The organism is Pseudomonas amygdali (assembly GCF_002699855.1).
Lineage (GTDB): Bacteria > Pseudomonadota > Gammaproteobacteria > Pseudomonadales > Pseudomonadaceae > Aquipseudomonas > Aquipseudomonas amygdali.
In genome coordinates, this window is sequence record NZ_LKBW01000212.1 from 1 (window position 1) to 23,650 (window position 23,650).

The 23,650-nt window shown below is 57.4% G+C and carries 27 protein-coding genes and 2 pseudogenes; 9 read left to right on the forward strand and 20 right to left on the reverse strand.

Translation table 11 applies throughout. The features are described 5' to 3' along the window. Nucleotides 1-65: 65 nt before the first annotated feature. The 7 genes and pseudogenes from AO277_RS14220 to AO277_RS29170 all read right to left on the reverse strand — a co-directional run. Nucleotides 66-632: pseudogene (locus AO277_RS14220) on the reverse strand (AMP-binding protein); the annotation flags it as partial. A gap of 81 nt (nt 633-713) precedes the next feature. Then, nucleotides 714-2,090: an MATE family efflux transporter gene (locus AO277_RS14225; protein ID WP_002555798.1), complete on the reverse strand. Its 1,377-nt coding sequence runs from the start codon at nt 2,088-2,090 to the stop codon at nt 714-716. Between the two features lie 660 nt (nt 2,091-2,750). Next, nucleotides 2,751-3,604, reverse strand: a protein-coding gene (locus AO277_RS14230) for an IS5 family transposase (protein ID WP_099259037.1) whose coding sequence is annotated in 2 segments (ribosomal slippage) — nt 2,751-3,265 and nt 3,265-3,604 — 855 coding nt in all. Because the reading frame shifts where the segments join, the coding sequence is not laid out codon by codon here. 176 nt (nt 3,605-3,780) lie between these two features. Further along, entirely contained in the window at nt 3,781-4,368 is a 588-nt protein-coding gene (locus tag AO277_RS14235; protein WP_236691239.1) for a Fe(II)-2OG oxygenase family protein, read from the reverse strand. Further along, nucleotides 4,365-4,781 (reverse strand): hypothetical protein, encoded by a 417-nt coding sequence (locus tag AO277_RS29165; RefSeq protein WP_236691240.1) that lies wholly within the window; start codon nt 4,779-4,781, stop codon nt 4,365-4,367. The genes AO277_RS14235 and AO277_RS29165 overlap by 4 nt, the downstream gene beginning before the upstream one ends. Before the next feature lie 135 nt (nt 4,782-4,916). Further along, nucleotides 4,917-5,780 carry an MFS transporter gene (locus AO277_RS14240; RefSeq protein WP_257214230.1) on the reverse strand — a complete coding sequence of 288 codons (864 nt, stop codon included), beginning with the start codon at nt 5,778-5,780 and terminating at the stop codon, nt 4,917-4,919. Then, nucleotides 5,758-5,985 (reverse strand): hypothetical protein, encoded by a 228-nt coding sequence (locus tag AO277_RS29170; RefSeq protein ID WP_236691242.1) that lies wholly within the window; start codon nt 5,983-5,985, stop codon nt 5,758-5,760. Before AO277_RS29170 ends, AO277_RS14240 begins: the two co-directional genes overlap by 23 nt. A gap of 104 nt (nt 5,986-6,089) precedes the next feature. Between AO277_RS29170 and AO277_RS14245 the strand changes: the two genes are divergently transcribed. After that, complete coding sequence (locus tag AO277_RS14245; protein WP_005743179.1) at nt 6,090-6,971, forward strand: LysR substrate-binding domain-containing protein; 882 nt, start codon at nt 6,090-6,092, stop codon at nt 6,969-6,971. A gap of 41 nt (nt 6,972-7,012) precedes the next feature. Here AO277_RS14245 and AO277_RS14250 read toward each other — a convergent pair whose 3' ends face one another. Then, nucleotides 7,013-7,279: an accessory factor UbiK family protein gene (locus AO277_RS14250; protein ID WP_002555806.1), complete on the reverse strand. Its 267-nt coding sequence runs from the start codon at nt 7,277-7,279 to the stop codon at nt 7,013-7,015. 99 nt (nt 7,280-7,378) lie between these two features. On the opposite strand from AO277_RS14250, the gene AO277_RS29175 reads away from it, so the two are divergent. The 5 genes from AO277_RS29175 (at nt 7,379) to sutA (ending at nt 10,503) form a co-directional block, all read left to right on the forward strand. Next, nucleotides 7,379-7,501, forward strand: coding sequence for a hypothetical protein (locus tag AO277_RS29175; protein WP_255872753.1), 123 nt, complete (start codon nt 7,379-7,381; stop codon nt 7,499-7,501). 196 nt (nt 7,502-7,697) lie between these two features. Continuing rightward, the gene (gene glnK / locus AO277_RS14260; protein WP_002555808.1) at nt 7,698-8,036 is read left to right on the forward strand and encodes a P-II family nitrogen regulator; all 339 of its coding nucleotides are present in this window, start codon (nt 7,698-7,700) and stop codon (nt 8,034-8,036) included. A gap of 33 nt (nt 8,037-8,069) precedes the next feature. Further along, nucleotides 8,070-9,407: an ammonium transporter gene (locus tag AO277_RS14265; RefSeq protein ID WP_003435008.1), complete on the forward strand. Its 1,338-nt coding sequence runs from the start codon at nt 8,070-8,072 to the stop codon at nt 9,405-9,407. Between the two features lie 242 nt (nt 9,408-9,649). Further along, complete coding sequence (locus AO277_RS14275; protein ID WP_002555810.1) at nt 9,650-10,075, forward strand: secondary thiamine-phosphate synthase enzyme YjbQ; 426 nt, start codon at nt 9,650-9,652, stop codon at nt 10,073-10,075. A gap of 98 nt (nt 10,076-10,173) precedes the next feature. Beyond that, on the forward strand, nt 10,174-10,503 hold the full coding sequence (gene sutA, locus AO277_RS14280; RefSeq protein WP_002555811.1) for a dormancy-specific transcriptional regulator SutA: 330 nt from the start codon (nt 10,174-10,176) through the stop codon (nt 10,501-10,503). A 74-nt stretch (nt 10,504-10,577) separates the two neighbouring features. Here the strand turns inward: sutA and AO277_RS14285 are convergent, their stop codons facing one another. Genes AO277_RS14285 through lptM form a run of 6 tightly spaced genes read right to left on the reverse strand, consistent with a single transcriptional unit; the run spans nt 10,578 to nt 15,151 of the window. Further along, entirely contained in the window at nt 10,578-11,270 is a 693-nt protein-coding gene (locus tag AO277_RS14285) for an HAD family hydrolase (protein WP_044318910.1), read from the reverse strand. Beyond that, nucleotides 11,263-12,162 carry a tyrosine recombinase XerC gene (gene xerC, locus AO277_RS14290; protein WP_044318911.1) on the reverse strand — a complete coding sequence of 300 codons (900 nt, stop codon included), beginning with the start codon at nt 12,160-12,162 and terminating at the stop codon, nt 11,263-11,265. Before xerC ends, AO277_RS14285 begins: the two co-directional genes overlap by 8 nt. A 2-nt stretch (nt 12,163-12,164) precedes the next feature. After that, nucleotides 12,165-12,899: a DUF484 family protein gene (locus AO277_RS14295; RefSeq protein ID WP_002555814.1), complete on the reverse strand. Its 735-nt coding sequence runs from the start codon at nt 12,897-12,899 to the stop codon at nt 12,165-12,167. A 13-nt stretch (nt 12,900-12,912) separates the two neighbouring features. After that, the gene (gene dapF, locus AO277_RS14300; RefSeq protein ID WP_004659606.1) at nt 12,913-13,743 is read right to left on the reverse strand and encodes a diaminopimelate epimerase; all 831 of its coding nucleotides are present in this window, start codon (nt 13,741-13,743) and stop codon (nt 12,913-12,915) included. Between the two features lie 4 nt (nt 13,744-13,747). Then, the gene (lysA, locus tag AO277_RS14305; protein WP_044318912.1) at nt 13,748-14,995 is read right to left on the reverse strand and encodes a diaminopimelate decarboxylase; all 1,248 of its coding nucleotides are present in this window, start codon (nt 14,993-14,995) and stop codon (nt 13,748-13,750) included. 9 nt (nt 14,996-15,004) lie between these two features. Continuing rightward, the gene (lptM, locus tag AO277_RS14310) at nt 15,005-15,151 is read right to left on the reverse strand and encodes an LPS translocon maturation chaperone LptM (RefSeq protein ID WP_002555817.1); all 147 of its coding nucleotides are present in this window, start codon (nt 15,149-15,151) and stop codon (nt 15,005-15,007) included. Between the two features lie 238 nt (nt 15,152-15,389). Between lptM and cyaY the strand changes: the two genes are divergently transcribed. The 3 genes from cyaY (at nt 15,390) to rnk (ending at nt 16,500) form a co-directional block, all read left to right on the forward strand. Beyond that, the gene (gene cyaY, locus AO277_RS14315; protein WP_002555818.1) at nt 15,390-15,722 is read left to right on the forward strand and encodes an iron donor protein CyaY; all 333 of its coding nucleotides are present in this window, start codon (nt 15,390-15,392) and stop codon (nt 15,720-15,722) included. Nucleotides 15,723-15,724: 2 nt separating this feature from the next. Further along, nucleotides 15,725-15,955: a DUF1289 domain-containing protein gene (locus tag AO277_RS14320; protein ID WP_002555819.1), complete on the forward strand. Its 231-nt coding sequence runs from the start codon at nt 15,725-15,727 to the stop codon at nt 15,953-15,955. A gap of 137 nt (nt 15,956-16,092) precedes the next feature. Further along, nucleotides 16,093-16,500, forward strand: a complete 408-nt coding sequence (gene rnk / locus AO277_RS14325; protein WP_005743168.1) for a nucleoside diphosphate kinase regulator — start codon at nt 16,093-16,095, stop codon at nt 16,498-16,500. A gap of 120 nt (nt 16,501-16,620) precedes the next feature. On the opposite strand, the gene AO277_RS14330 is transcribed toward rnk, so the two are convergent. The 6 genes and pseudogenes from AO277_RS14330 to rimB all read right to left on the reverse strand — a co-directional run bounded on the left by AO277_RS14330 (nt 16,621) and on the right by rimB (nt 23,649). Then, a complete protein-coding gene (locus AO277_RS14330) occupies nt 16,621-19,467 on the reverse strand; it encodes a class I adenylate cyclase (protein WP_044318913.1) in 2,847 nt (948 codons plus the stop codon). 183 nt (nt 19,468-19,650) lie between these two features. Next, a complete protein-coding gene (locus AO277_RS14335) occupies nt 19,651-19,899 on the reverse strand; it encodes a TIGR02647 family protein (protein WP_002555822.1) in 249 nt (82 codons plus the stop codon). Nucleotides 19,900-20,116: 217 nt separating this feature from the next. Further along, entirely contained in the window at nt 20,117-20,392 is a 276-nt protein-coding gene (locus AO277_RS14340; RefSeq protein ID WP_004659597.1) for a hypothetical protein, read from the reverse strand. Between the two features lie 91 nt (nt 20,393-20,483). After that, nucleotides 20,484-21,814: pseudogene (gene gltP / locus AO277_RS14345) on the reverse strand (glutamate/aspartate:proton symporter GltP). A gap of 456 nt (nt 21,815-22,270) precedes the next feature. Continuing rightward, complete coding sequence (rimK, locus tag AO277_RS14350; protein WP_044318914.1) at nt 22,271-23,176, reverse strand: 30S ribosomal protein S6--L-glutamate ligase; 906 nt, start codon at nt 23,174-23,176, stop codon at nt 22,271-22,273. After that, the gene (gene rimB, locus AO277_RS14355; RefSeq protein WP_044318915.1) at nt 23,173-23,649 is read right to left on the reverse strand and encodes a retropepsin-like aspartic endopeptidase RimB; all 477 of its coding nucleotides are present in this window, start codon (nt 23,647-23,649) and stop codon (nt 23,173-23,175) included. Before rimB ends, rimK begins: the two co-directional genes overlap by 4 nt. Between the last annotated feature and the right edge of the window lies 1 nt (nt 23,650).

Consider the following 23,650-nt stretch of genomic DNA (forward strand, 5'->3'; position numbering starts at 1 on the left):
TTTGGTCGGCATACATGCACCTCTAGCTACATGTTATGCCCGAACACAAAATTTCTGACAGTCTCCTCTCCATTGAAGACGACCTTTTCGATTTCGATGTGCACGCCGTGCTGTTGCATGGCGTCGATGAACTGCAGGATGGTCGATGGTACGCCAAGCAGTACGTTGAGCTTGATCGAGTTGAGTGCCTCGAAGTGACTCTTGGTGAGCAGGGTGATGTCGCCCACTGACACGACGTGAGCGCCGCAGTTACCGGCCATCATGGTGGTGATGTTGTTCAGGGCAGAAAACAAGTTGATGGTGAACAGGTTGGCGCAGCGATCACCGGGTTGAATGAAGCCGTTGCTGCGGAAGACGTTGGAGCGTGAGCTATCTTCATCGACTTCGCAGTCGTAGTAGTAATAACAGCGTTTGAGGTTGCCGCTGGTGCCGCTGGTAAAGCCGATCAGGCAGTTTCGCTCGTTGCGTTCCAGACAGCGTTCAGTCTGCGCCGTGAAGCCTTCCTTGTCCATAATCGGTACATGTTTTCTGAAGTTCTGGTAGGTGAAACCTTCAAAATCATTGTTCTGGTGGGTCTTAGCGGCAGTATTGGAAATTCTGCTCCATTCCTTTTCTACATCGTAGGCAGTCATGCGAGTCCTATATAGTCCGTTTTTTTGATTTTCTGCACATCCTGCCCACCCGGCGACAGTCAGGGGTGGGCAAAACGTGGACTATGAGTTACTCCGGGGGATGGATCGGTTCCCTATTGAATGGATCTCGATGTCCAACATCTTTTTCATGAGCAGATGCGCGAGCCAGCAGGCACAAAAAGCCACTATGGTGTTACCCAGCAACTGCCCGAGCATTACCCCGACGCTGCCAAATTTATGTGCCCCATACCACACGAACGGCATGGTTCCCAGGCTGGCGCGCAGCCAGCTGAACAGTGTGACGTACGCAGGTCGCCCCATACTGAGGAAGACTGAGGTGGCAATAAATTGCAGCCCAATCAGCGTCCACAGGACGCCGCCCCATCGACAGAACGCGAAGAACACGATCACACCTTCACCGGCGACATGAAATAAGCGGGCTAATGGCTCAGCGAGCAGAATGAGTAACAGCGAGGTCACTGAGCCGTAGCCGATCAACAATCCGTACGTCATCTTTATGGCTTGCGACACGCGAGCAATGTTCATTGCTCCTAGGTTTTGCCCCATTATCGGGATCAGCGCACCGGGCAAGGCGAACACGACACAAAAAGCAACCTGAATGACCCTGTCGATCACCCCGATAGCCGCCAGCGCCTGAGATCCGAACGGTGCCATCGCAGCCATTACGTAGGCCATGCCCACTGGAGTGGCCAGGTTGCCAATCACCGCTGGCAAGGCGGTTCGCCCGATATTTCTGATGTCACCTGACAGGTTCTTCAGGCTGACCCGACAGGTCAGATGGGCGACTCGGTGAACGTAGTAAAACCCCAGACAGGCCGATATCAGGCTCGATATCAGGTAGGCGATGCCGGCACCCACCAAGCCCAGATCCAACACCAAAATAAGCAGCGGATCTGCGATGGCAACAGCGGCCGTCGCCGTCAGCAGGGTCCACATCGCCTGTTTGCCGAAGCCTGCACTGCGCAGTATCTGCACGCATAGCTGCTCGACAGCGACCAGCACCGAAGCCGGAAGGGTTAGCCACAGATACTCACGCGCCGCTGTAAAACTGTTGCCCTCTCCGCCCAACATGCGGATGGCTTGGTCGAGAACTACCAGCTCAAGCGCAGCGCCACAAACGGTAGCCATGCTGCCAAGCAGCGCACCACTACTGGCGAGGCGTCTGGCTTGATCCGGCACGCCGCTGCCCAGGCTTCTCGAAACCGTTGTCGAGACCGCCACAGCGATGCCTAGGATCATCGAAATGAGGAAGAACATCAGGGTTTTGGCTACAGCGAACGCAGCCAGCAAACTGTCGTCACGCAGCATCGCGATGTAAACCACGGTCAGCACTTCGATCAGAAAGATCGACAGCAGGCTGGTCGCACTGGTGCTGGTCATGAATACAACATGCCGCAACATCGACCCCTTGGTGAAGACTGCCTTGGTAACTACCATTGATCCTTATCTTCTCACTGATCCCAGATGAGCAACGGCATTGCATCACCTCAAGCTTTATATGAAAAGTGGCTGCGCTCCGGGATGCTGCGTTAAAAACTAGCTCAGAACTCATTTACAATCCGTAAAATCCGCTTCCTCGCTTTTTTTGCCTTGCATGAACCCCACTCCCGGACGTTTCGTACAGGGGATAATATGTGGTCATCAGGGCTTGTGGGTTCCGAAGAAAGATTCAAAACTGGCGGATATGTCGCTCAAGAAGCTGCACGCTGATGTGGACATATGGCCATCCTGATTTGTCATTGCTTCCGTATAAACGATCTGGTGGAGCAATTCGACGCTAGGCCAATCAGGTCAAAACGCTGCTCACTAACGTGTTCATCCGCCTGCGCTTGAGCTGCACGAAAAAATGCTCGCGGCTGACTTGCCGATCTGCTTCGCTCATTTTCATTCGCAGCTAATGTGAGCCAGAGGACTGCGTCAGTCGCAGTTAATCTGAGCCGAAAAGTGCGCTGATTGCGAGCACGGCCGTTTTCGATTGCAAACCGCTACATCTAGGCCGGTACCGGCCCAGGACAGCCCCAACACAAAACAGCTTCAGACCGTTGCTTTATCATCGAGGCTGGCCGGGATATCTTTACGATACACTTGGCCAGGCTGCTAGGGCTTGTCTGAAAAGTCAGCCCGCAAGCATTTTTCGATGCAGGCCAGTGTGACCATGGCTTTAAAGCTGCTGGCCAGTTTGTCGTAACGCATATAGATCCGACGTTTTTCCTTAAGCCAGCTGAACACCCGCTCAATAACGTTGCGTTTTTTGTACTGAGGCCTGTCAAACAGCCGAGGCAGGCCGGGTTGAGGCTTGCGATGCATCTTGCGCAGCGGAATCACCGGCTGCATGCCGTAGCGGTCGCAGTACTGACGTATAACCTGGCTGTCATAACCCTTGTCGGCAAGCACATAACGGCAACGCTTGCGCGGGCGACCCTTGCTGCCAGGAAGGCTGATCTGATCCAGCAACGGCTTGAAGTAACACGAGTCAGCTTGTTCGCCAGGCGACAGCATGATGGCCAGCGGGATGCCATGACTGTCGCAGGCGAGGTGTATTTTGGTGGTCAGTCCGCCCCTGCTTCGGCCGAGACAGTGGTGTTGCGGTTCCTGCGGGCCCCTTTTTTTTCAGCACCGCTGGCAGCCCGGCTGGCCCGGATTGACGTGGAATCGACCATCCAGGTATCCAGATCGATGAATCCGTCCTCTCGCAAACGAAGATGAAGGTGGCGCAGAACCTGCTCGAACTTGCCGTTGTCACGCCATTGCCTGAAGCGCTGGTAAACGGCCTTCCAAGGCCCAAAACGCTCTGGAAGATCCCGCCATTTGGCACCAGAGCACAAAATCCAGAAGATTCCATCAAGCATCTGACGATCATCGCGCCTTGGCCGCCCCATGTGTTGAGGAGGGGAAATAATAGCTTCAATGATCGCCCAACGCTCAGATGAAATTTCATAACGGTCTGTCATGACGGCTCTCCTGGCAACCAGAGGGCATCATTCTGGCGAAAGCGACTTTTCAGACAAACCCTAGGAGCGACGGGTTACGAATACCAGCCTGTTTCAGTCGCATCTATTTTGAAAAATTCGCATTTAATTCGAAAACCTACACATGCTGATAAGGGTTGTGTAGCGTTAACAGCAAATCAGTCGATGACACAGCCCGCTCTGTTACGGGGCCAATAAGACTGAAAGCTTTCGGCGGTGCACAGGTCTTCGAAAGCGTAGGTTTTCAACAGCCAGCGGGACGCCGCACTTTCAGGGTTCAGAATGTCGATCTTTTCCCGGTTGTGCAGACCGTCCTGATTGGCGAAGGTCAACAGGTCGCCAGTCAGTATGCGGTGGCGCTTGCAGTGCGAACGTGTCATTGCACTTTTGAATGCGATGAAGGCATCGCGTGCTTCGACAGGGGCTTGTTCGGCAACGCAGGTCATGGTGTCGAGAAAGCGGATGGAATGGTCGTTGCTCAGAATGGCATGTTTTTCAGAGGTGCTGAGTTGCTTGTTCATGTCACGGGAAAAGATATCGAACACGGTATAGAAATGCGGCTCACGTAAGCAGGCAATGTGCCGGGGCTCCAGGTTTCTGACGATGTCGACACCATCGATATAACCGGTATAGATCAAGTCATCTTCCGGGCAACGCATGCCCAGCAACGTGATGTAGTCGGCCCTGACTTTATGCGCGGTACGATCATTGTGGAACACCAGTTCACTGTCACTGAAGCCGGTCAATTGCCCGCTGTACTTCTTGATGGCAATAACATCGGTGAAGAAATCAACTTCATTTCTGGTCTCATAAGACAGTAACGGTGTGCCGGTAAGTTGCGCAAACAGCTCAAGAAAGGCCTCACTGACAAACGGTGTTTTCTTGACGTGTTTATCCTTACCGGATCCTCCGGATCAAGCTCGGGAATCAACCTGTCCATAGGGCAGTTGCGAATAACGTGAATCTTTTGCTGATGATTCGCTCTTTCGCTGCGGATAATCTGACAGGCACTCAGGAAACGAGCGGGCACATCGGAGTGCAAGCGCCGTATTCCTTCCGAGAAACCTGTGTAGCTTTTATAGGGGGATAAATCTAGCGGTTCCAGAAGATTCAGCAGGTGTGCTTTCTCTTCAGGCTCAAAAGTAAATAGCGGGATCATGCCTCTCCTCCATGGAAAGAGTTCAGTTCAATTAAGAAAGCGTCAGGCCGGTGGCGTCTATCGTCAGTGCGAGGGCGTGCTGCTCAAACTAGTTGGCAACACGGTTTACAACAGCGGTCAGCAGGGGAATCGGTCTCAGGTTGAACGGGGTGCCAGTGCATAGCTTTTTTCAACGCGCGGGAACAACGGCACCGTCAACAGCGCGCAGAAGGCTGCTGCCAGCCACACCACTCCCCAGGAAAAGTGAGTCATGAGAGAGGATGCAGCGATGGGCGTTGCGAACAGCACCACAAACACGCAGGTATTGCCCATGGCCAAGGCTGTACCCGCCCGACTCGCACCCGCCAGTGTGGCAAGTTCGGTATAGGCGACACCGTGCCAGGCGGACACGCTTATTCCAGCAATGATCATGACGCCGATAATCAGACCGCTGGCCAGCGCAGTTTCACTCAGGCCATAAAAGCCCGCTGCCGACACCAAGGTGCCCAGCGCCAAAAAAGTCAGGGTGCTTAACCAGGCACACGTCTTGAGGTAGGCACGTCGGTTTTTGTTTTTGTCGGTCCAGCGTCCGCTCCATATTCTGCTGACAATCGCGCCGACCTGGATAATCGCCAACGTGGTTGAAATCAGCGTGATGTCCATCTTGCTGAAATCATGGAAGAACACCGCCGCATAGGTGAGGATCGCGAATTGAGGAGCGCATAACAGACCGATGGCTAATACGATGCGCCAGACCCTCAGATCCTTTAACGGGCTCGCACTTGTCTCCATGCTCTGTTTTTTTGCAGCGCTGCTGGAGAAGTCGGGTTCATAGAGCCAGAACCCGGCGAACAACGCCGCTATCAGGCAGAACAAAGCTGATGCAGTAAAGACCTCTACAAACCCGTAGGTATAAGCGAGATAGGGCAGCACGATGGCCCCTAAGGCGTAACCGCCCGGAACGGCCGTCTGGCGAATGCTCATGGCCAACCCCCGTTCACCCTCTTTGAACCAGGCCATGATCGCTCGCCCACGGGATCTCGCTGATGGCGATACCCAATCCTAAAACGCCGAGTACAAGCCCCAGCTCGCTGTTATCCAACTGGTAGGTGGCACGCATATAGACCGCCGTCGCGGGCAGCCCCCCTACGACGCTTGAAAAGCTCACATTCGCGGCCACGCCGACGCCAAGCACTTTCCAACGGTGACCGTTATCGACAGTCATAAGAATCCCACTATTTAATTGGTTGTGGGTCGCAAGATTCTCATGAGAGTATCGTCTCGAATATCAAATTATTTTGCGTGTTCGTCCCAAAAAGCAGGATTGTTATGAGACCGGTGAATTTCGATTTGGATGTCATGCGCAGTTTTGTAACAGGGGTCGAATTGGGCAGTTTTGCCAAGGCCGCGCAGAAACTTGCCCGCTCTACGTCAGCCATCAGTGCCCAATTGAAAAAACTGGAAGCTCAGGCAGGCTCTCCACTCTTCAAGAAAGCCGGACGCAAGCTGGCGTTGACGGACACCGGGGAGGTGTTACTTAACTATTCCAAGCGCCTCTTGAGCCTTAACGACGAGACCATAACGGCAGTGTCGGAGCTCAAACTCAAAGGCTGGGTACGCCTCGGGCTTCAGGAAGACCTGGGCAGTTTCTTGCCGACAGTGCTTGGACGATTCGCCAGAGCCCACCCCGATGTTCGAGTCGAGGCACGTATTGCACGTAATGCAGATCTGTTGAACCGCATCGAAAATGGTTCTCTCGATCTTGCGGTGGCGTGGGGGGGTGTAAAAAAGAATGGGTACCAAGAAACGATCGTAGAGCTGCCCATGCAATGGATCGGATCGTCACACCGGTATCTGGACTGGCGTGTCGAGTCAGGCAACCCACTTCCTGTGATTGCATTTGATGCGCCTTGTCCCTTCCATTCAAAGGCCACTGACGCATTGAACCTTGCCGGGATCCCTTGGCATCTTTCCTTTACCAGCTCGAGTCTCAATGGTCTGTCTGCGGCCACCGAGGCTGGATTGGGCTACACCATCAGAACGGCTCTTGGTCTTCAATCGGGCACTGAGCTTCTGAATATCGAAGACCGGGGTTTGCCGGCTCTGCCTTCGATAGCCCTGACGTTGCACAGGCACGAGGCGAATCCCAATCCTCTGACCGAGCGATTGTCGAGCATGGTGGTACAAGCGATCAGAAGCGAGATCGCCTGATCGCAATGGCCTGACGACCGGCGAAGATATCAGGCCAGGAATTACTCGGCCTTTTCAACACCGCCAGCCTTCTCTTCCAGCTCGGCCATCTTGGCCTCCAGCGCTTCCAGGCGGGCGCGGGTGCGGGCGAGGACGGCCATCTGGCTATCGAATTCTTCACGGCTGACCAGGTCCAGCTTGCTGAAACCGCTTTGCAGCAGGGCCTTGAACTGGGCTTCGAATTCGCTGCGGGGTACCGGCGTTTCGCCATTGAAAAGACGGGAAGCGTGGCCGCTGAGGGCGTCAAGAAAGGCTTTGGGCGCGAGCATGATGATTTTCCTGAATCAGAAGCCGGCAGTGTAACACGCAGCGTCTATAGTCAATTTGAAGGGGCGAGTCGCACGCTTATGGAGCGCTGCGGCGTGCACATGAGCACCATTAGTGTGCATTACCTTGGTCGCGAAGCCGGTTTGACCCGGCAAAACCTGCCCAAGAGCCTGTATTCAATGAATATTCACGAGATGGCAAGCTTTCTGCTTAGTGGCTTATGACCCATGCACTGATGCAGTCGCTGTGACGAATGCAGTGCGGCAGGCGGAGCGGGGAAGTGTTTCGTCAGAAGCGGTTTTCTGGAGTTGGCCTGGCCTGATCAGGCGGCCGACACGTTACAAAGCCAGGCACTGCGCTTAGACTTGAGTCGGGTTTGTTTTCCTGGGGCAAGTCCACCAAATTCGGGAGAAAGTTTTCATGAAGCTAGTCACTGCCATCATCAAGCCGTTCAAACTGGATGACGTTCGCGAGTCGTTGTCTGAAATCGGCGTTCAGGGCATCACCGTCACTGAAGTCAAAGGCTTCGGGCGTCAGAAGGGTCACACTGAGCTTTATCGCGGTGCTGAATACGTCGTCGACTTCCTTCCCAAAGTGAAGATCGATGTCGCCATTGATGACAAGGATCTGGATCGTGTCATCGAAGCCATAACCAAGGCCGCCAACACCGGCAAGATCGGTGACGGCAAGATTTTTGTGGTCAATCTGGAACAGGCCATTCGCATCCGTACCGGCGAGACCGATACAGACGCTATTTAAGCCGCCAAACCCAACGCCCCAGGAGAAAACAATATGACTCTGCGTCAATTCGCAGGGCTCGGTGCCCTGTTGTCCCTCGCATTACCTGGTCTTGCCCTGGCGGCTGACCCAGTGGCCGAGCCGGTGCTGAACTCTGGCGACACTGCATGGATGCTGACCTCGACCGCTCTGGTCCTGTTCATGACCATCCCCGGTCTCGCGCTGTTCTACGGCGGTATGGTTCGCTCGAAGAATATTCTGTCCGTGATGATGCAGTGTTTCGCCATCACCGGTCTGATCAGCATCCTGTGGGTCGTTTACGGCTACAGCATTGCGTTCGATACAACCGGTATGGAAGCGGGCGTCGTCAACTTCAATTCCTTCTTTGGCGGTATGGGTAAAGCGTTCCTGGCAGGCATCACGCCGGCAAGCATTACCGGTCCTGCTGCGTTGTTCCCTGAGGCGGTGTTCGTCACCTTCCAGATGACCTTCGCAATCATCACCCCCGCCCTGATTGTCGGCGCTTTCGCAGAACGCATGAAGTTCTCCGCAATGCTGGTGTTCATGGGTATCTGGTTCACTCTGGTCTACGCGCCAATCGCCCACATGGTCTGGGGCGGCGTCGGTGGTTTGCTGTGGGACTGGGGCGTTCTGGACTTCGCTGGCGGCACCGTCGTACACATCAACGCCGGTATAGCCGGTCTGGTGGCCTGCCTGGTACTGGGCAAGCGCAAAGGCTTCCCGACCACGCCGATGGCACCGCACAACCTGGGTTACACCCTGATCGGCGCAGCAATGCTCTGGGTCGGCTGGTTCGGCTTCAACGCCGGCTCCGCGGCTGCAGCCAACGGCACTGCCGGTATGGCCATGCTGGTTACTCAAATCGCTACCGCGGCCGCCGCACTGGGCTGGATGTTTGCCGAGTGGCTTACTCACGGTAAGCCAAGCGCTCTGGGCATCGCGTCGGGCGTGGTTGCCGGTCTGGTCGCCATTACCCCGGCTGCCGGTACAGTCGGCCCGATGGGCGCTCTGATCATCGGTCTGGCGGCAGGCGTGATCTGCTTCTTCTGCGCTACCAGCCTCAAGCGCAAGCTTGGCTACGATGACTCCCTGGATGCGTTCGGCGTTCACGGTATCGGCGGTATCGTCGGCGCGATCCTGACCGGCGTGTTCGCAGCACCTGCACTGGGCGGCTTCGGCACCGTGACTGACATCGGTGCCCAGGTCTGGATTCAGTTCAAGGGTGTCGCGTTCACCGTCGTCTACACCGCAATCGTGACCTTCATCATCCTTAAAGTCCTGGATGCTGTAATGGGTCTGCGGGTTACCGACGAGGAAGAGTCTGTCGGTCTGGACCTTGCGCAACACAACGAGCGTGGCTACAACTTGTAAGCAGCCGCAGATGCAAAAAAAGAATGCCCGGTCTCCGGGCATTTTTTTGTCTGACGTTTGCGGATATACCGCTGATTTTTGCTGTCATTGACTTTGCCCGCGTCAATGATTTCGGCACCGTGACGCAGCGCAGGTAACGATGTATCGACAGTCTTCGTCAACTTGCAGGGAAGCCGGTTTATTGCGCGCTTTGCTTTTTTCTCAGTCGAGTTAGAATGCGCGCCGAAGGTGCGGAGAACGGTATGTGGCATCAATCCAGAATTGCCTTGCGGGCCAGGCCCCGCGGGTTCCATCTGGTGACTGACGAAATAGTCGCGGGCTTGCCCCCGTTGCGCGATTGTCGTGTCGGGCTACTGCATGTGTGGCTGCAACATACCTCGGCTTCGTTGACTATCAACGAAAATGCCGATCCGGCGGTACGTCGTGACTTTGAGCGTTTTTTCAACCGTCTGGTGCCCCAGGGCGTGGACGGCTACGAACATGACGACGAAGGCCCTGATGACTTGCCAGCGCATTTCAAGGCCAGTCTGCTGGGCTGCCAGTTGGTTCTGCCGGTGACGGCAGGGCGACTGGCGCTGGGCACCTGGCAAGGTATTTATCTGGGCGAACATCGAGACGCTGGTGGGTCTCGTAACGTCCTCGCCACCCTTCAGGGTGAGTGGATATAACCGCTGGAGTCAGCGGTTATGGAATTTTTCCGATCGCCTTAGCATTTCCGGGCGGTTGGGCTATAACTAATCAGCTTTCGCAAGTCATGAGGTAGAACATGAGCGACGACGACGATACTAACGACGATCTGGTAGACGACCTGGAAGGCGAAGACGGTGAGGAGCTTGCAGCAGCCTCCCCGGAAGACGACGCAGCCGAGCCAGACGATTCCGACGTTCCGGCAGCACCCGCAAAAGGCAAGGCCAAGGCCGCTGTCTCGGTCGATGAACTGCCTAGCGTAGAAGCCAAGAACAAAGAGCGCGATGCTCTGGCGCGTGCCATGGAAGAGTTCCTGGCGCGTGGTGGCAAGGTGCAGGAAGTGGAGGCCAACGTGGTCGCCGATCCGCCCAAGAAGCCTGACAACAAATACGGTAGCCGCCCGATTTAAGGCTGCAGACGCTGTATGAGAAAAAGCCCGCCGTCGCTGCGGGCTTTTTCTATTGAGCGAACATCAGACCGTTTTCAGGCCCAGCGTGCCAGGACTTCCGGCAGCTGCGACAGGTTGTGGATCTCGGCATCCGGCAGCCGGTCTGCGTCCCAGGCCTTGCCTTGCGGGTTGTACCAGATGGCGCGCATGCCCGCCTGTTGGGCACCTGCGATATCGTCCTTCGGGTGATCGCCTACGTGCACGGCTGCGCTGGCATCGACTTTTGCGCGCCGTAACGCTTCCACAAACGGTGCGGGGTCGGGCTTACCGATACCCAGGTCCTCGGCGCACAGCGCGAAGGCAAAATAGTCAGCCAGCCCCAAACGACGCACATCGGCATTGCCATTGGTAATCACGCCAAGCGTGAAGGTCTTGGCGAGAATTTCCAGCATGGGTTGCACATCAGGGAAAATCTGCACCTGATGGCGGCCATGCAGGAAGACTTCAAAGCCGCGGTCGGCAAGGTCCTGCGCCTCGTCCGGGTCGTAGCAGGCATCTTCGAGCGCATGGAACAGCACGCGGCGTCGCAAGGCGCTGATGCGGTGCTTGAAGGATGGGTCTTCAGCCACAAGGCGCGAGCGAATTTCCCACAGGTGCTCGACAGGAATCGCCCCCAGCCTGGGCGCGTGTTCGGCCAGCCAGTCACGCAGTGTGACTTCGGCACCGGCAATGGCAGGGGCGGTGTCCCAGAGCGTGTCGTCAAGATCAAACGTCACCAGCTTAATCATCTGCAGCTCCTTTACGTTTGGCTCGGGGATGGGCGCTGTCATAAACAGTAGCCAAATGCTGGAAGTCCAGGTGCGTATATATCTGCGTGGTCTTGATGTCCGCATGACCCAGCATCTCCTGCACGGCGCGCAAGTCCTGTGACGACTCCAGCAGGTGGCTGGCGAACGAGTGACGCAGCATGTGCGGATGCAGGTTCTGCCCTAACTCCCTCTCACCAGCCGCCTTGAGCCGAACTTGAATCGTGCGCGGGCCGAGGCGCTTGCCTTGCTGGCTGACGAACACGGCGTCGTCCTGCGGATTGGTCAGGGCACGCAGCGGCAACCATATTTCCAGCGCCTGGCGAGCCTTGCTTCCGACCGGCAGTACGCGGGTCTTGCTGCCTTTGCCCAGGACATGCACCAGCCCGTCGCGCAGGTCCAGCTGGTCCAGGTTCAGACCAGTCAGTTCGGACAGTCGCAACCCTGATGAGTAAAGCAGCTCCAGAATGGCCTGATCGCGATGAGCCAGAAAATCATCTTCGACGCCGCCATCCAGCAATTGCGCGGTGCGGTCGGTGTCCAGCGTCTTGGGCAGACGCCGTTCACCCTTGGGCGGTGACAGGCCGTTTGCCGGGTCGTGCTGGCAGATGCCTTCGCGATTGAGGTATTTGTAGAAACCGCGCACCGCCGACAGCATGCGCGCCAGACTGCGTGAAGACTGGCCCTGTTGGTGCTGGCGGGCGGTAAAGCTGCGCAGGTGCTGGATATCCAGATCATTCCAGCTCGACAGTTGCGCCTTCTGGCAATATGCCAGAACCTTGCCCAGATCGCGCCGGTAGGCTTCAAGCGTATGAGGCGACACCTGGCGCTCACTGCGCAGGTGCATGCAGTAGGCGTCCAGATGCTGTTCCATGGCTAGCGAACCGAGCGTAAAGAGTGAGCGAAACGCGGCAGCAGGCGGCTCAGGACGTCGGCGATGTAACTGAGGAACAGAGTGCCGACCGAGCTTTTGTAATGCTGCGGATCACGACTGCCGATGGCCAGCACGCCATGCAGGCCCAGGTGATTGAGGCTGGCGATGGCGGTAGAGCCCACTTCCTTGCCTTGCTCTGCGCCAAACAGGAACGCCAGTTCATGCTCACGCAACGCGCCGCAGATGATCTTCTCGCCAATCAGGCCGCCGATTGCTTTCTGTGCTTCGGCGCTGCTGACCCATCGCCCCACTTGCATCGGGCTGTCACTGAACAGGATCAGGCTGACGAAGGGCACCTGAAAATCCTGACGCAGGCTGTCTTCGACAGCGATGACCAGCTCGTCGAGGCTGGTGGCATCCATCAGGGCGAGGTTCAGGCGTCGGGTCTTTTCGAACAGGCGGTCGTTGTCCCGAGCGACGTCCATCAGCTGCGACAGGCGATGACGCATTTCGATGTTGCGCTCGCGCAGCAGCTTTAGCTGACGCTCGACCAGCGAAACGGTATTGCCACGCTGGTGCGGGATGCGCATCGACACCAGCAGCTCGTCGTGCTCGGCGAAAAAGTCCGGGTGCTCAAGCAGGAAGGCGATGACCGCCTCTGCTTCAAGGTCTGGCGCTGCGCTATCGACAGGCGATTCGCAGGGTGTGCCTGTTGAAGCGGGAGGCTGATCGGTCATGGCAGTTACTCACTCAAAGACGAACTTGGCCTTCATAAACCCTGACGGCGGGGCCGGTCATCATGACAGAATGTCCCGGCCCAGCCCATTCGATGGACAGGCGCCCTCCGGGCAGGTCGATCAGCAGTGGCGAATCCATCCAGCCCTGGCTGATGGCAGCAACCGCCGCCGCACAGGCACCGGTGCCACAGGCCTGGGTTTCCCCGGCACCACGCTCCCAGACACGCAACTGCGCACGCTGACGATCCACCACGTGGAGAAAGCCCACATTGACCCGTGCCGGAAAGCGCGGGTGATGCTCGATCTTTGGCCCCAGCTCGTGGACCGGCGCGTTATTGATGTCATCGACACGCAGTACGGCATGCGGATTGCCCATGGACACAGCAGCCAGTTCGATATTCTGCCCGTCTACCTCGACGTTGTAACGGGTGGCCTGCTCTGCGGCCTCGAAAGGTATTTCTTCCGGGACAAACCTGGGTGGCCCCATATCGACGCTGATCTGCCCGTCGCTGCGGATATCCAGCTCAATGATGCCGCTCTTGGTCTCGACGCGTATCTGCTTCTTGGCCGTCAGGCGCTTGTCGAGTACGAAACGGGCAAAGCAGCGCGCGCCGTTGCCGCACTGTTCGACTTCGGAACCATCGGAGTTGAAGATTCGGTAGCGAAAGTCCACATCCGGATTGTTCGGCGCCTCGACCAGCAAAAGCTGATCGAAACCGATACCGGTGTGGCGGTCGCCCCATTGTTTGGCATGCTTGGGCAAGATGTGCGCGTGCTGACTCACAAGATCCAGGACCATGAAGTCGTTACCCAGCCCGTGCATCTTGGTAAAACGCAGCAGCATGGGATTACTCCGGCAGCAGGCTTTCGCCAGCGAACAGCTCGGCCACGGTTTCGCGACGACGCACTTCAAAAGCCTGGGAACCGTCGACCAGTACCTCAGCAGCACGGCCACGGGTGTTGTAGTTCGAACTCATGACGAAGCCATAGGCACCGGCCGAATGGACCGCCAGCAGATCGCCTTCGGCCAGCGCCAGCTCGCGCCCTTTGGCGAGAAAGTCGCCGGTCTCGCAGATCGGCCCGACGATGTCGTACGCACGAGGTTCGCCGTCGCGCGGGCGCACCGCTGTGACGTTCATCCACGCCTGATAAAGCGCTGGGCGGATCAGATCGTTCATCGCCGCATCGACGATGGCGAAATCCTTGTGCTCGGTGTGCTTGAGGTATTCGACGCGGGTCAGCAGCGCGCCTGCGTTGGCCACGATGAAGCGCCCCGGCTCGAACAACAGCCCCAGATCACGACCAGCCAGTCGCTCACGCACGGCTTTGATGTAGTCGGCCGCCAGCGGAGGCTCTTCGTCGCGATAACGCACACCAAGACCGCCACCCAGATCGATATGGTGCAGGTGAATGCCGCAATCGCCCAGGCGATCAACCAGGTCCAGCAGGCGATCCAGCGCATCAATGAACGGCTCGAGCGTGGTCAGTTGCGAGCCAATATGGCAGTCGACCCCGATCACTTCCAGGTTTGGCAGTTGCGAGGCGCGAATGTAAACGTCTTCGGCATTTGCAATGGCGATGCCGAATTTGTTTTCTTTAAGGCCGGTGGAGATGTAAGGGTGAGTGCCTGCATCCACATCCGGGTTGACCCGCAGCGATATCGGCGCACGAACGTCGAGCTCGGCAGCCACTTCCTGCAGACGCTCAAGCTCGTCGGTGGATTCGACGTTGAAGCAATGCACGCCGACTTCAAGAGCGCGACGCATGTCTTCACGGGTCTTGCCGACGCCGGAAAACACGATCTTCTCGGCTTTGCCGCCTGCGGCCAGCACACGCTCCAGTTCGCCGCGCGAAACAATGTCGAAACCGGCGCCAAGACGCGCCAGGACATTTAACACGCCCAGATTGGAGTTGGCTTTTACGGCGAAGCAGACCATATGCGGCATGCCGCTCAGCGCATCGGCGTAGGCACGGTATTGCGCCTCTATATGAGCGCGCGAGTAGACATAGGTCGGCGTGCCGAAGCGCTCGGCAATGGCAGACAATGCTACCCCTTCCGCGAACAGCTCACCGTCGCGGTAGTTGAAGGCGTCCATTGAATTCCCTTAAAGGTGCTTGTGCGATTGCGATTTGGCTTGTTCATCCGGAGTTTTGGTGTCATCCGGCAGATACAGCGGGCCTTTCTGGCCGCAGGCTGTAACAAGACAAGCGACCGCGACAAGCGCAGCAAGCGAAGAGATCAGGCGCTTCATGGCGAAATCCTTTGTAAAAGCATTAATTGCGCCCGAGTATACCGACCACCCGGCAGCTTGCCTATGCGAGCGGCGTCCCGTCTGGCGTGCCTTTGACGTGAAAGCCGCAGCAGAGCGGTGGTTGATCGGGATTAAAGTGCTCGTGCATCGTCAATGATGAGTAAGCTTTGCATTTGCCTGGCTGCGTCCGTATCTTGCCCCTCTGCGCTATTTGCAGACACTTATCGAGGTTCCCGCAATGAGTTTGACCGAAGCCCGTTTTCACGACCTCGTCGATGCGACGCAGCAGGTGCTGGAAGATGTTTTCGACGAGAGCGGCCTGGATGTCGACCTGGAAAACTCGGCCGGCGTCCTCACCGTCAAGTTCGAAAACGGCTCGCAACTGATCTTCAGTCGTCAGGAGCCGCTTCGTCAGCTTTGGCTGGCAGCCCGCTCCGGCGGTTTCCATTTCGATTATGACGAAGAGAACAGCCGTTGGGCATGCGACACCAGTGATGAGCTGCTCAGCGAAATGCTTGCGCGCATCACCCTTGAGCAAGCCGGTGTCGAACTGGATTTCGACGAGATCTGATCGTGAGCCAGTCCCCCGTTCGACCGCCCAAACCGCTTTTCAGCAACGTCAGCCCGGCTGTAGCGTCGCCCTGTATAAGCCTGTGCCGGCTCGATGAGCAGAAGGTTTGCCTCGGGTGCTTCCGTCATGTCGAAGACATCCGCGAATGGCGCTCGGCCGATGACCATCGTCGTCGACAGATTCGCCATGAAGCGGAACAGCGTCGAGCCAGCGCGGGCCAGACCGCAGGCTGATGCCGCGTCGGGTTGTGTATTTACTGCGCTGTGTTAGTGTCGGAACCTGCTTCTCCAGATTGAGAGGCCCGTAGAACCCCGCCCACCCCGGCGGGGTTTTGTTTTATTCATGGAGAATAAAGGAGTCTGCCCAGACCATGACCACAGCACCTTCGATCATCCTCACCCGCCTCGACGTACAGCGTCTCGAGAGTTTTATCGCCAGCCAGGACGAAGACACGCCGGGCATCCAGGCGTTGCAGGCCGAACTGGACCGCGCCGATCAGGTAGTGGGCCACGATGAAGTGCCTGCGGGCGTTGTGACCATGAATTCGCGTGTGCATTGCCGTGAAGAAGTCAGCGGCAAGGATTACCACCTCAAGCTGGTTTATCCCCAGGATGCAGGCGCAGACGGCACCGTCTCGGTCCTCGCGCCAATGGGCTCGGCGTTGCTGGGTTTGCAGGTCGGCCAGCACATCGACTGGCCAGCACCGGGCGGCAAGACCCTCAAGCTGACCTTGCTGGCGGTGGAATATCAGCCGGAAGCAGCGGGCGAGTACGAGTAATCGAAGGCGCTGCATCCGTAGAGCGCCTCCGCATTCAAGAGCGGACGCAGAGCGTCCAGAACGGCATTCCCACGCTGGAGCGTGCGGAACGATAGGCGCGAGGGGCAGAACAAGCGTACGTCAGGCCTGGTCCATCGCCTCGTTCAACAGCTTTTCCAGCTCGGCCTTGTGATGCAGGAAGAGGATGCTTTGTCCATGCCGGTCATCCAGCAGCCCGGACAGGTCCAGGTCGGTGATGTAACAGCGATAGCGCTGGGGTTCCAGGCGCTTGCCGAGAATTTGCCGGGCAACGGCGGCATACAGCTGATCGCCATATTCCAGCTCGGAAAACTCGCAGTTATCGCAGTACAGCGTGGCGCTCAGCTGTCCGGGCGAGGTTTCTTCGATGATTGCCTGCACGTCATAAAACGCCTTGTCCGCCGCAGTCGGTGCCAACCGATGTTCGACACGCCGGGCAAGCCCAGGGCCAGAAGGCAGCACTTGGTAATAAAGGGTTTCCAGCGAAACCGGCTCGGACGGGTCGTCCAGCGGCAATGACGCGCCTCGGCGATAAACCAGCGAGTGAAGAAAACGCTGCAGTGGCGTCAGCAGGCTTTGTTCGTCGTGATACGGCAGGCGCTGGTGCCAGAGCGAATTGTGTTCGTCCAGCACGTACACGTCGGCATCCGGCTCGTTGATTCGGTAGAACACCTGAATGCATTCAGGCTGACCAAGTGGCAGGATCAGCGCCAGATCGTGGCCATCGAGTGCCTGAGGGTCCAGATGCAAAGGGCTGTACAACGGCAGCTCTTCACCCAGGTACTTGAACAGGCCTGGCAGGCTGTTGACCACTACATGACCGACCTGCCCGGGTTTGATCTCCAACACGTGATACTGCTGCTGCACTTGAATCAGATAACGATGGTTCAACCGCCTGGCGAGTAATAACCGGGCCGTGCTGATCAGTTCTTCAACCCGCTGAGCGATGGCAGGTGCCCGGTTATGACAGAAGCAGCGCACGCGAATCTGCGGCTGTTTACCGCTCTGCGGCAGGCTGCCGAGCAGTTCGCTCATGCAGTCGAGCAGGGCATGCGGGCCGTCATAGCGGCTGACCAGCGTTTCGTTCCAGGTATTGAGGGTGATCTGGTCCAGCGTCAGCACCAGATTCTCCCGGACACCCGCGTAACTGAGCGAGTCAGTGCGCTCGGTGGTCATCAGAATACTAAGGTCGCGGTGATGCCTGAGCGGGTCGACACCGACATTGACCAGCAACAGTATCTCGCTGGATGAACTGGGCATGAGCAGCTCGTCGTCGCTGACCTCGGGCAGCGGCAGTTCAATACTCTGCTGCAAGGCACCGAGCAGGTTGAACAACTCGAACTCGCTCAAGTCACTGGTGCCAGGATGCAGCGCCACGCGGGTCGTGGTGTCGATCACGTTGTTGCGGTGGCACCAGGTCAGCAGCTCGAGCAATTCCCGACTGCGCTTGATCGGCGAAAAGTTCGGCCACTCGTGAATACCCAGGTTGCCGTTGTACAGGGCCCACTGATGCTTGCCTGGCTCGCGTTTATCAGGGGAATGCACCAGCGTCAGCGTATCTTCTGCAAGGTCCGGAGCGATGCCCGGATTGATGAACTCGACCTTGCCCGCCTTGCGCTCGAAAGCGGCATACAGGCGCCGACCGAGTATGGTCAGGTCACGAGCATTGAGCGCGTCGGCGGTGCTTTGCGTTCTGGCGAACCGGGTCTGAAAGCGATAGCTGTAATTGAGTTCGTTAACCAGTGCACGACGCTCGCTGGCCACCTGGCGCACTTTCCACTGGCTGCGGCTGTCGAGCAGCGCCAGTTGTCGTTCATCCCAGCCCCACTCAGAGGTCAGGCGCTCCAGCAGCAGGCGTTGCCAACCGGTGTTGCGCTGACGGCTCGAGCCGGTGAGCTTTTTGTTGACCTTCAGGTACAGGCTGCGCCGCACCAGTTCGAGGCGCTCTTGCTCGTTGCGTGCCTGCAGATGCTCTTCGATACGCCGGTACACAACCACGTACGGGTCCAGCTCATCCAGGTCCAGTTGGTTGGCAAACACCGCTTGCTTGAAACGCAGGCTCAGGCACTGCACGCGGGGATGTTCACTGGAGTAAACCTCGATCAGCAGCAGCTTGAGAACAGACTTGTAGGGCGACTCGATACCCTTGAACAACTGCCACAAGCCGGCACCAATAAATTCCGCCGCAGGAATGTGCGACATCGGCCCGAGGTCGAGCACTTCGCTGGCGCGAATGAAGCGTTTGCTCAGCAGGGTATGGGTGTAATCCTCATAGTTCTGCTCTTCATAGACTGGCACCAGCCACCACATCGGGGTGCGCCCTGCGAGCCAGATCGCCGTGCGATAAAACTCATCGAGCAACAGGTAATGCTGGGTAGTGCCGCAGTCGTCAGAGCTGAGCTGCGAGTCGCGGTCCCCACGCTTGAAACGTTGCGGGTCGATCAGGAAAAAGTGCGCCTCTGCCCCCATAGTGGCGGCCCAGGCTTCAAGGGCATGGCATTTCCTGCGCAGTTCGGCGATGGCCTCCGGCTCCAGTTCGCTGTCGTGGCAGACCCATACGTCCATGTCGCTTTGTTCAGCCTGGGCCAGCGTACCGAGGCTGCCCATCAGGAACAGGCCGTGAATCGGCTGAGGAGCGTTACCACGCCGGACCTTGTAAGAGAAGGAGCGTGTCAGGCGTTGCGCTTCGGCCAGCGCCAGCGTGTCCGGTTCGTACTGCGAGACGCCAGCAGGCGTACCACCGGAAACGTAACCGGGCAGCAGAGGGTGGTTGACGTGAAAGAACAGCGGCAGCAGGGTCAGAACGCTTTGCTGGCGGGTCGACATGCCTTCGAGGGCACGCGCATATCGCCCGTCATTGAGTGACAGGAAACGGTTGCGCAACTGGCTGAGAACCTTGCGGTCGATGCCCTCATCCAGGTCGGGGCGAATTTCAGGATTACGCGTCATCGCAACTCAAGGCATCTGGCCTGTGCAGGCGTGGAATTACTGAGCAAAGATGGCGGAGAAGTTTTGCAGCCGAGAGAAGAGGATTCAGTCGGGTTGTTATTCTGACGCCAGAATCCTGTATCGACCGGCGTTCAGATAAGTGAAGGGCCTGCCACGCTTTTTTGTGCGCAGGCCCTGCGCCTGTCAGGCAGCTTGTTTGGAAACGTTGAGGATGGTCAACAGTGATTGGGCATGTTGAGCGGCCTCAAGCCCGAGGCTGGTCAGATAACCGCCATCGACCTGGGTCGTCAGTCCTTTATCGAAGAGTCTTTTTGCTGCTGCAACGGCAGTGGGTGCCGCTACATGGTGGACTTTCAGGCCTTCCTGGGTGTTTCCCAGATTGAACAGTGCAAGGATTTCCAGTTCGGCAACCAACTCAGGGGTATACGACATAGGTACTCCAGACTTTTTGTAGTAGTACGACCTCGCCGGCTGGCGGGTGTGCTCTGGAATCGACGTGTCCAATCTGCGCTCGTCGGTTCTGGATGACCGTTGAAGCCGGTTTGGCGTGGCAGCCCCGGAGGATCATGCGGCAGCGGGGCATTTGCAGTGTAGTCAGCGTCTGGAGTGTTTGCAGCATATATCTTGCTGGCACAACCTGACCGCAAGGTTACTTTTCCGGGGGCAGATCGGGCAGGGCCCGCAGCGCTGCTTCGTACCATTGCGTATCGAACGGACGGTCCTGCTCCAGCAAGGCGTCGATTTCGATGGCCAGGACGTGCGCCATCATTTCGAGAATGTCTTCACGCTCGTAGTTAACCAGGGTAAGCATGTTGAAAACAGCCTTGGCCGCTGGCGGATTACCGGACTCGATCTGGTTCTCGATGGCTTCGATCAGGGTCGAGGCGGCAAATTCTTCTTCGTCATTGTCAAGTGCGTCGTTCATGTTCATTCCTCTGGTAAGGCAGGCAGTCTAACCGGCGACCTGAAAACAACAAACCCCGGAGGTCCGGGGTTTGTCAGCACATTGGCGAAGATCAGTCAGCCGTCGGCTGGCCCATCGGCACAGGTTCCTTGCTGCGCCAGTGCGGCAGGGAGTTCCAGTAGCGCTCGCCCTTTTCATCGTCGTACATGCCTTCCCAGCGCGAGATGACCAGTACGGCCAGCGCGTTGCCGATCACATTCAGGGCCGTACGCGCCATGTCCATGATCCGGTCGACACCGGCAATAAACGCCAGGCCTTCCAGCGGGATACCGGCGCTGCCCAACGTTGCCAGCAGTACCACGAAGGAAACACCCGGCACACCCGCGATACCTTTGGACGTGACCATCAGGGTCAGAACCAGCATCAGTTGCGCGCCAATCGACAGGTCAATGCCATACAGCTGGGCAATGAAGATCGCCGCAATGCTCTGATAAAGCGTAGAACCATCGAGGTTGAACGAATAACCCGTCGGCACCACGAAGCTGCAGATCGCCTTCGGCGCGCCATACGCTTCCATTTTCTGGATCACGCGGGCAGTACGGTTTCGGAGCTGGCGGTGGAGTAGGACAGAATCAGCTCGTCCTTGAAGATGCGCATCAGCCTGATCACCGAGAAGCCGAACGCCCGAGCGATCAGCCCCAGCACCACGAAGGCAAAGAAGGCGATGGCCACATATACCAGAATCACCAGCTTGGCGAGCGGCAACAGGGAGGCGAAACCGAAGTTGGCGACGGTCACCGCAATCAGCGCGAACACGCCGATCGGCGCGTAGTTCATGATCATGTGCGTGACCTTGAACATGGTTTCCGAGACGCCCTGAAACAGCTTCACCAGAGGCTCACGGACCTCTGCCTGCAGGCTGGAAAGCCCGAGACCGAACAGCACTGAAAAGAAGATGATCGGCAGCATCTCGCCACGCGCCATGGCAGCAAAGATGTTGGACGGGATCAGGTTGAGAATGGTCGCGATAAACGCGTGATCATGCTGAACTTCGGCCGTTGTCTGCTGGTATTTGGAGATATCCACCGTACCCAGCGTGCTCATGTCGATACCCGTGCCCGGATGGAACACATTGGCCAGCACCAGGCCCACCAGAATGGCGATGGTGGTCACGACTTCGAAATAGAGGATGGTCTTCAGACCGATGCGCCCCAGTTTCTTGGCGTCGCCCACACCCGCGATGCCTACAATCAGCGATGCGACAACGATAGGGATAACGATCATCTTGATCAGACGAATGAAGATATCGCCCGCAGGCTGCAGGAGATTGGTGATCCACCAGGCCTTCTCGGCGCTGAAATGGTTGAGCAGCGCCCCCACCGCGATACCCAGTACCAGTCCGATCAGAATCTGCCAGGCCAGACTCAGCTTTGCCTTCTTCATATTATTACCCTTGTTCAAAGTGGCTTGGGCAAGTCCAAGACCGATGCGCCGAGCGTGCTTTTCAAAGCAGTTTCAGGGCAGGGGATCCCTTTGGAAATGTCCCGAGAAGGTCACCGCAGACGAGCATCCCGGCTCTGTAGCAGGCGAAAAAAGTCGCAACTATTCCCATGGCACGCGCATACGTCTAATGCCGTAAACGACTACCTCATGCTCAATCGGCATACAAATAAGCAGAAATGTGTTGATTTATGTCGCGAGGCGAGAGGGCGATTCGGCGCGAAGGTGGCTAAAACGTCGTCTTCGGCCTGATGGAGAGAAGCGGGTTTGCAGAAAGAACACAGCGGTGCTGAATCGATTACTCGGCGCATTTAACAGATGTACGGTAGTGAAGTGCTCAGGCCAGCTTATCCGCAGACAAGCTCATGGCCTGAGCGATTGAGTCGAGTCGCCGCCCTGTCAGCCTTTTCCTTTGGTGCGGGTCATGTGCGGGCCGCTGTTTTTCTCCAGATACTCGATAATCATCCCGGCCACATCCTTGCTGGTGGTGACTTCAATGCCTTCCAGGCCAGGTGACGAGTTGACCTCCATCACCAGCGGGCCGTGATTGGAGCGCAGAATATCCACACCCGCCACACTCAAGCCCATGACCCTGGCTGCACGCAATGCAGTCATGCGTTCTTCCGGGGTGATCTTGATCAGGCTGGCACTGCCGCCACGGTGCAGGTTGGAGCAAAACTCGCCCGGTTTGGCCTGACGCTTCATCGAGGCGATGACCTTGTCACCGACAACGAAGCAGCGAATATCGGCACCGCCCGCTTTCTTGATGTACTCCTGCACCATGATGTCCTGCTTGAGCCCCATGAAGGCTTCAATCACCGATTCGGCTGCCGTAGCGGTTTCGCACAGCACCACGCCGATGCCCTGAGTGCCTTCCAGCACCTTGATGACCAGCGGCGCGCCGTTGACCATCTGGATCAGGTCGGGAATATCGTCAGGCGAGTGGGCAAAGCCTGTCACCGGCAAGCCGATGCCCCGACGTGACAGCAGTTGCAGCGAGCGCAACTTGTCGCGCGAGCGGGCAATGGCGACCGACTCATTGAGCGGAAACACGCCCATCATTTCAAACTGACGCAACACCGCACAGCCATAGAAAGTCACCGAGGCACCGATCCGCGGAATCACCGCATCAAAGCCCTCCAGAGGTTTGCCGCGGTAGTGGATCTGCGGCTTGTGGCTGGCGATGTTCATATAGGCGCGCAGGGTGTCGATCACCACCATCTCATGGCCACGCTCGATGCCAGCTTCGACCAGACGACGGGTGGAATACAGACGCGGATTACGCGAAAGCACAGCGATCTTCATGCAACACCTGAGGAAGTAGAGGCCGGGAACACCGGCTTGTCTTGTACGTAAGTTATGCCCGGATTGACCACCAGTTGGCCGTCGATCAGCGCCTTGGAACCCAGCAGCAGTCGATAACGCATCGACTTGCGGCAAGCCAGTGTGAATTCCACTGGCCAGATACGATCACCCAGGGCCAGCGTAGTGCGAATGACGTAACGCACCTGCGCGTGGCCATTGGAGCTTTTAATGGTTTTCATGGCGACCAGTTGCGCCTCGCAGCGGCGATGCCGCAACTGAACCACAGTGCCCAGATACGCGTTGAAGCGCACCCATTTCTGGCCATCGCGCTCAAAAGGTTCGATTTCGGTGGCATGCAGGCTTGACGTGCTCGCACCGGTATCGATTTTTGCCCGCAGGCCCGCCACCCCCAGGTCGGGAAGCGCTACCCACTCGCGCAGGCCGATGACTGTCAGATGGTCGAATGTTTTCAAT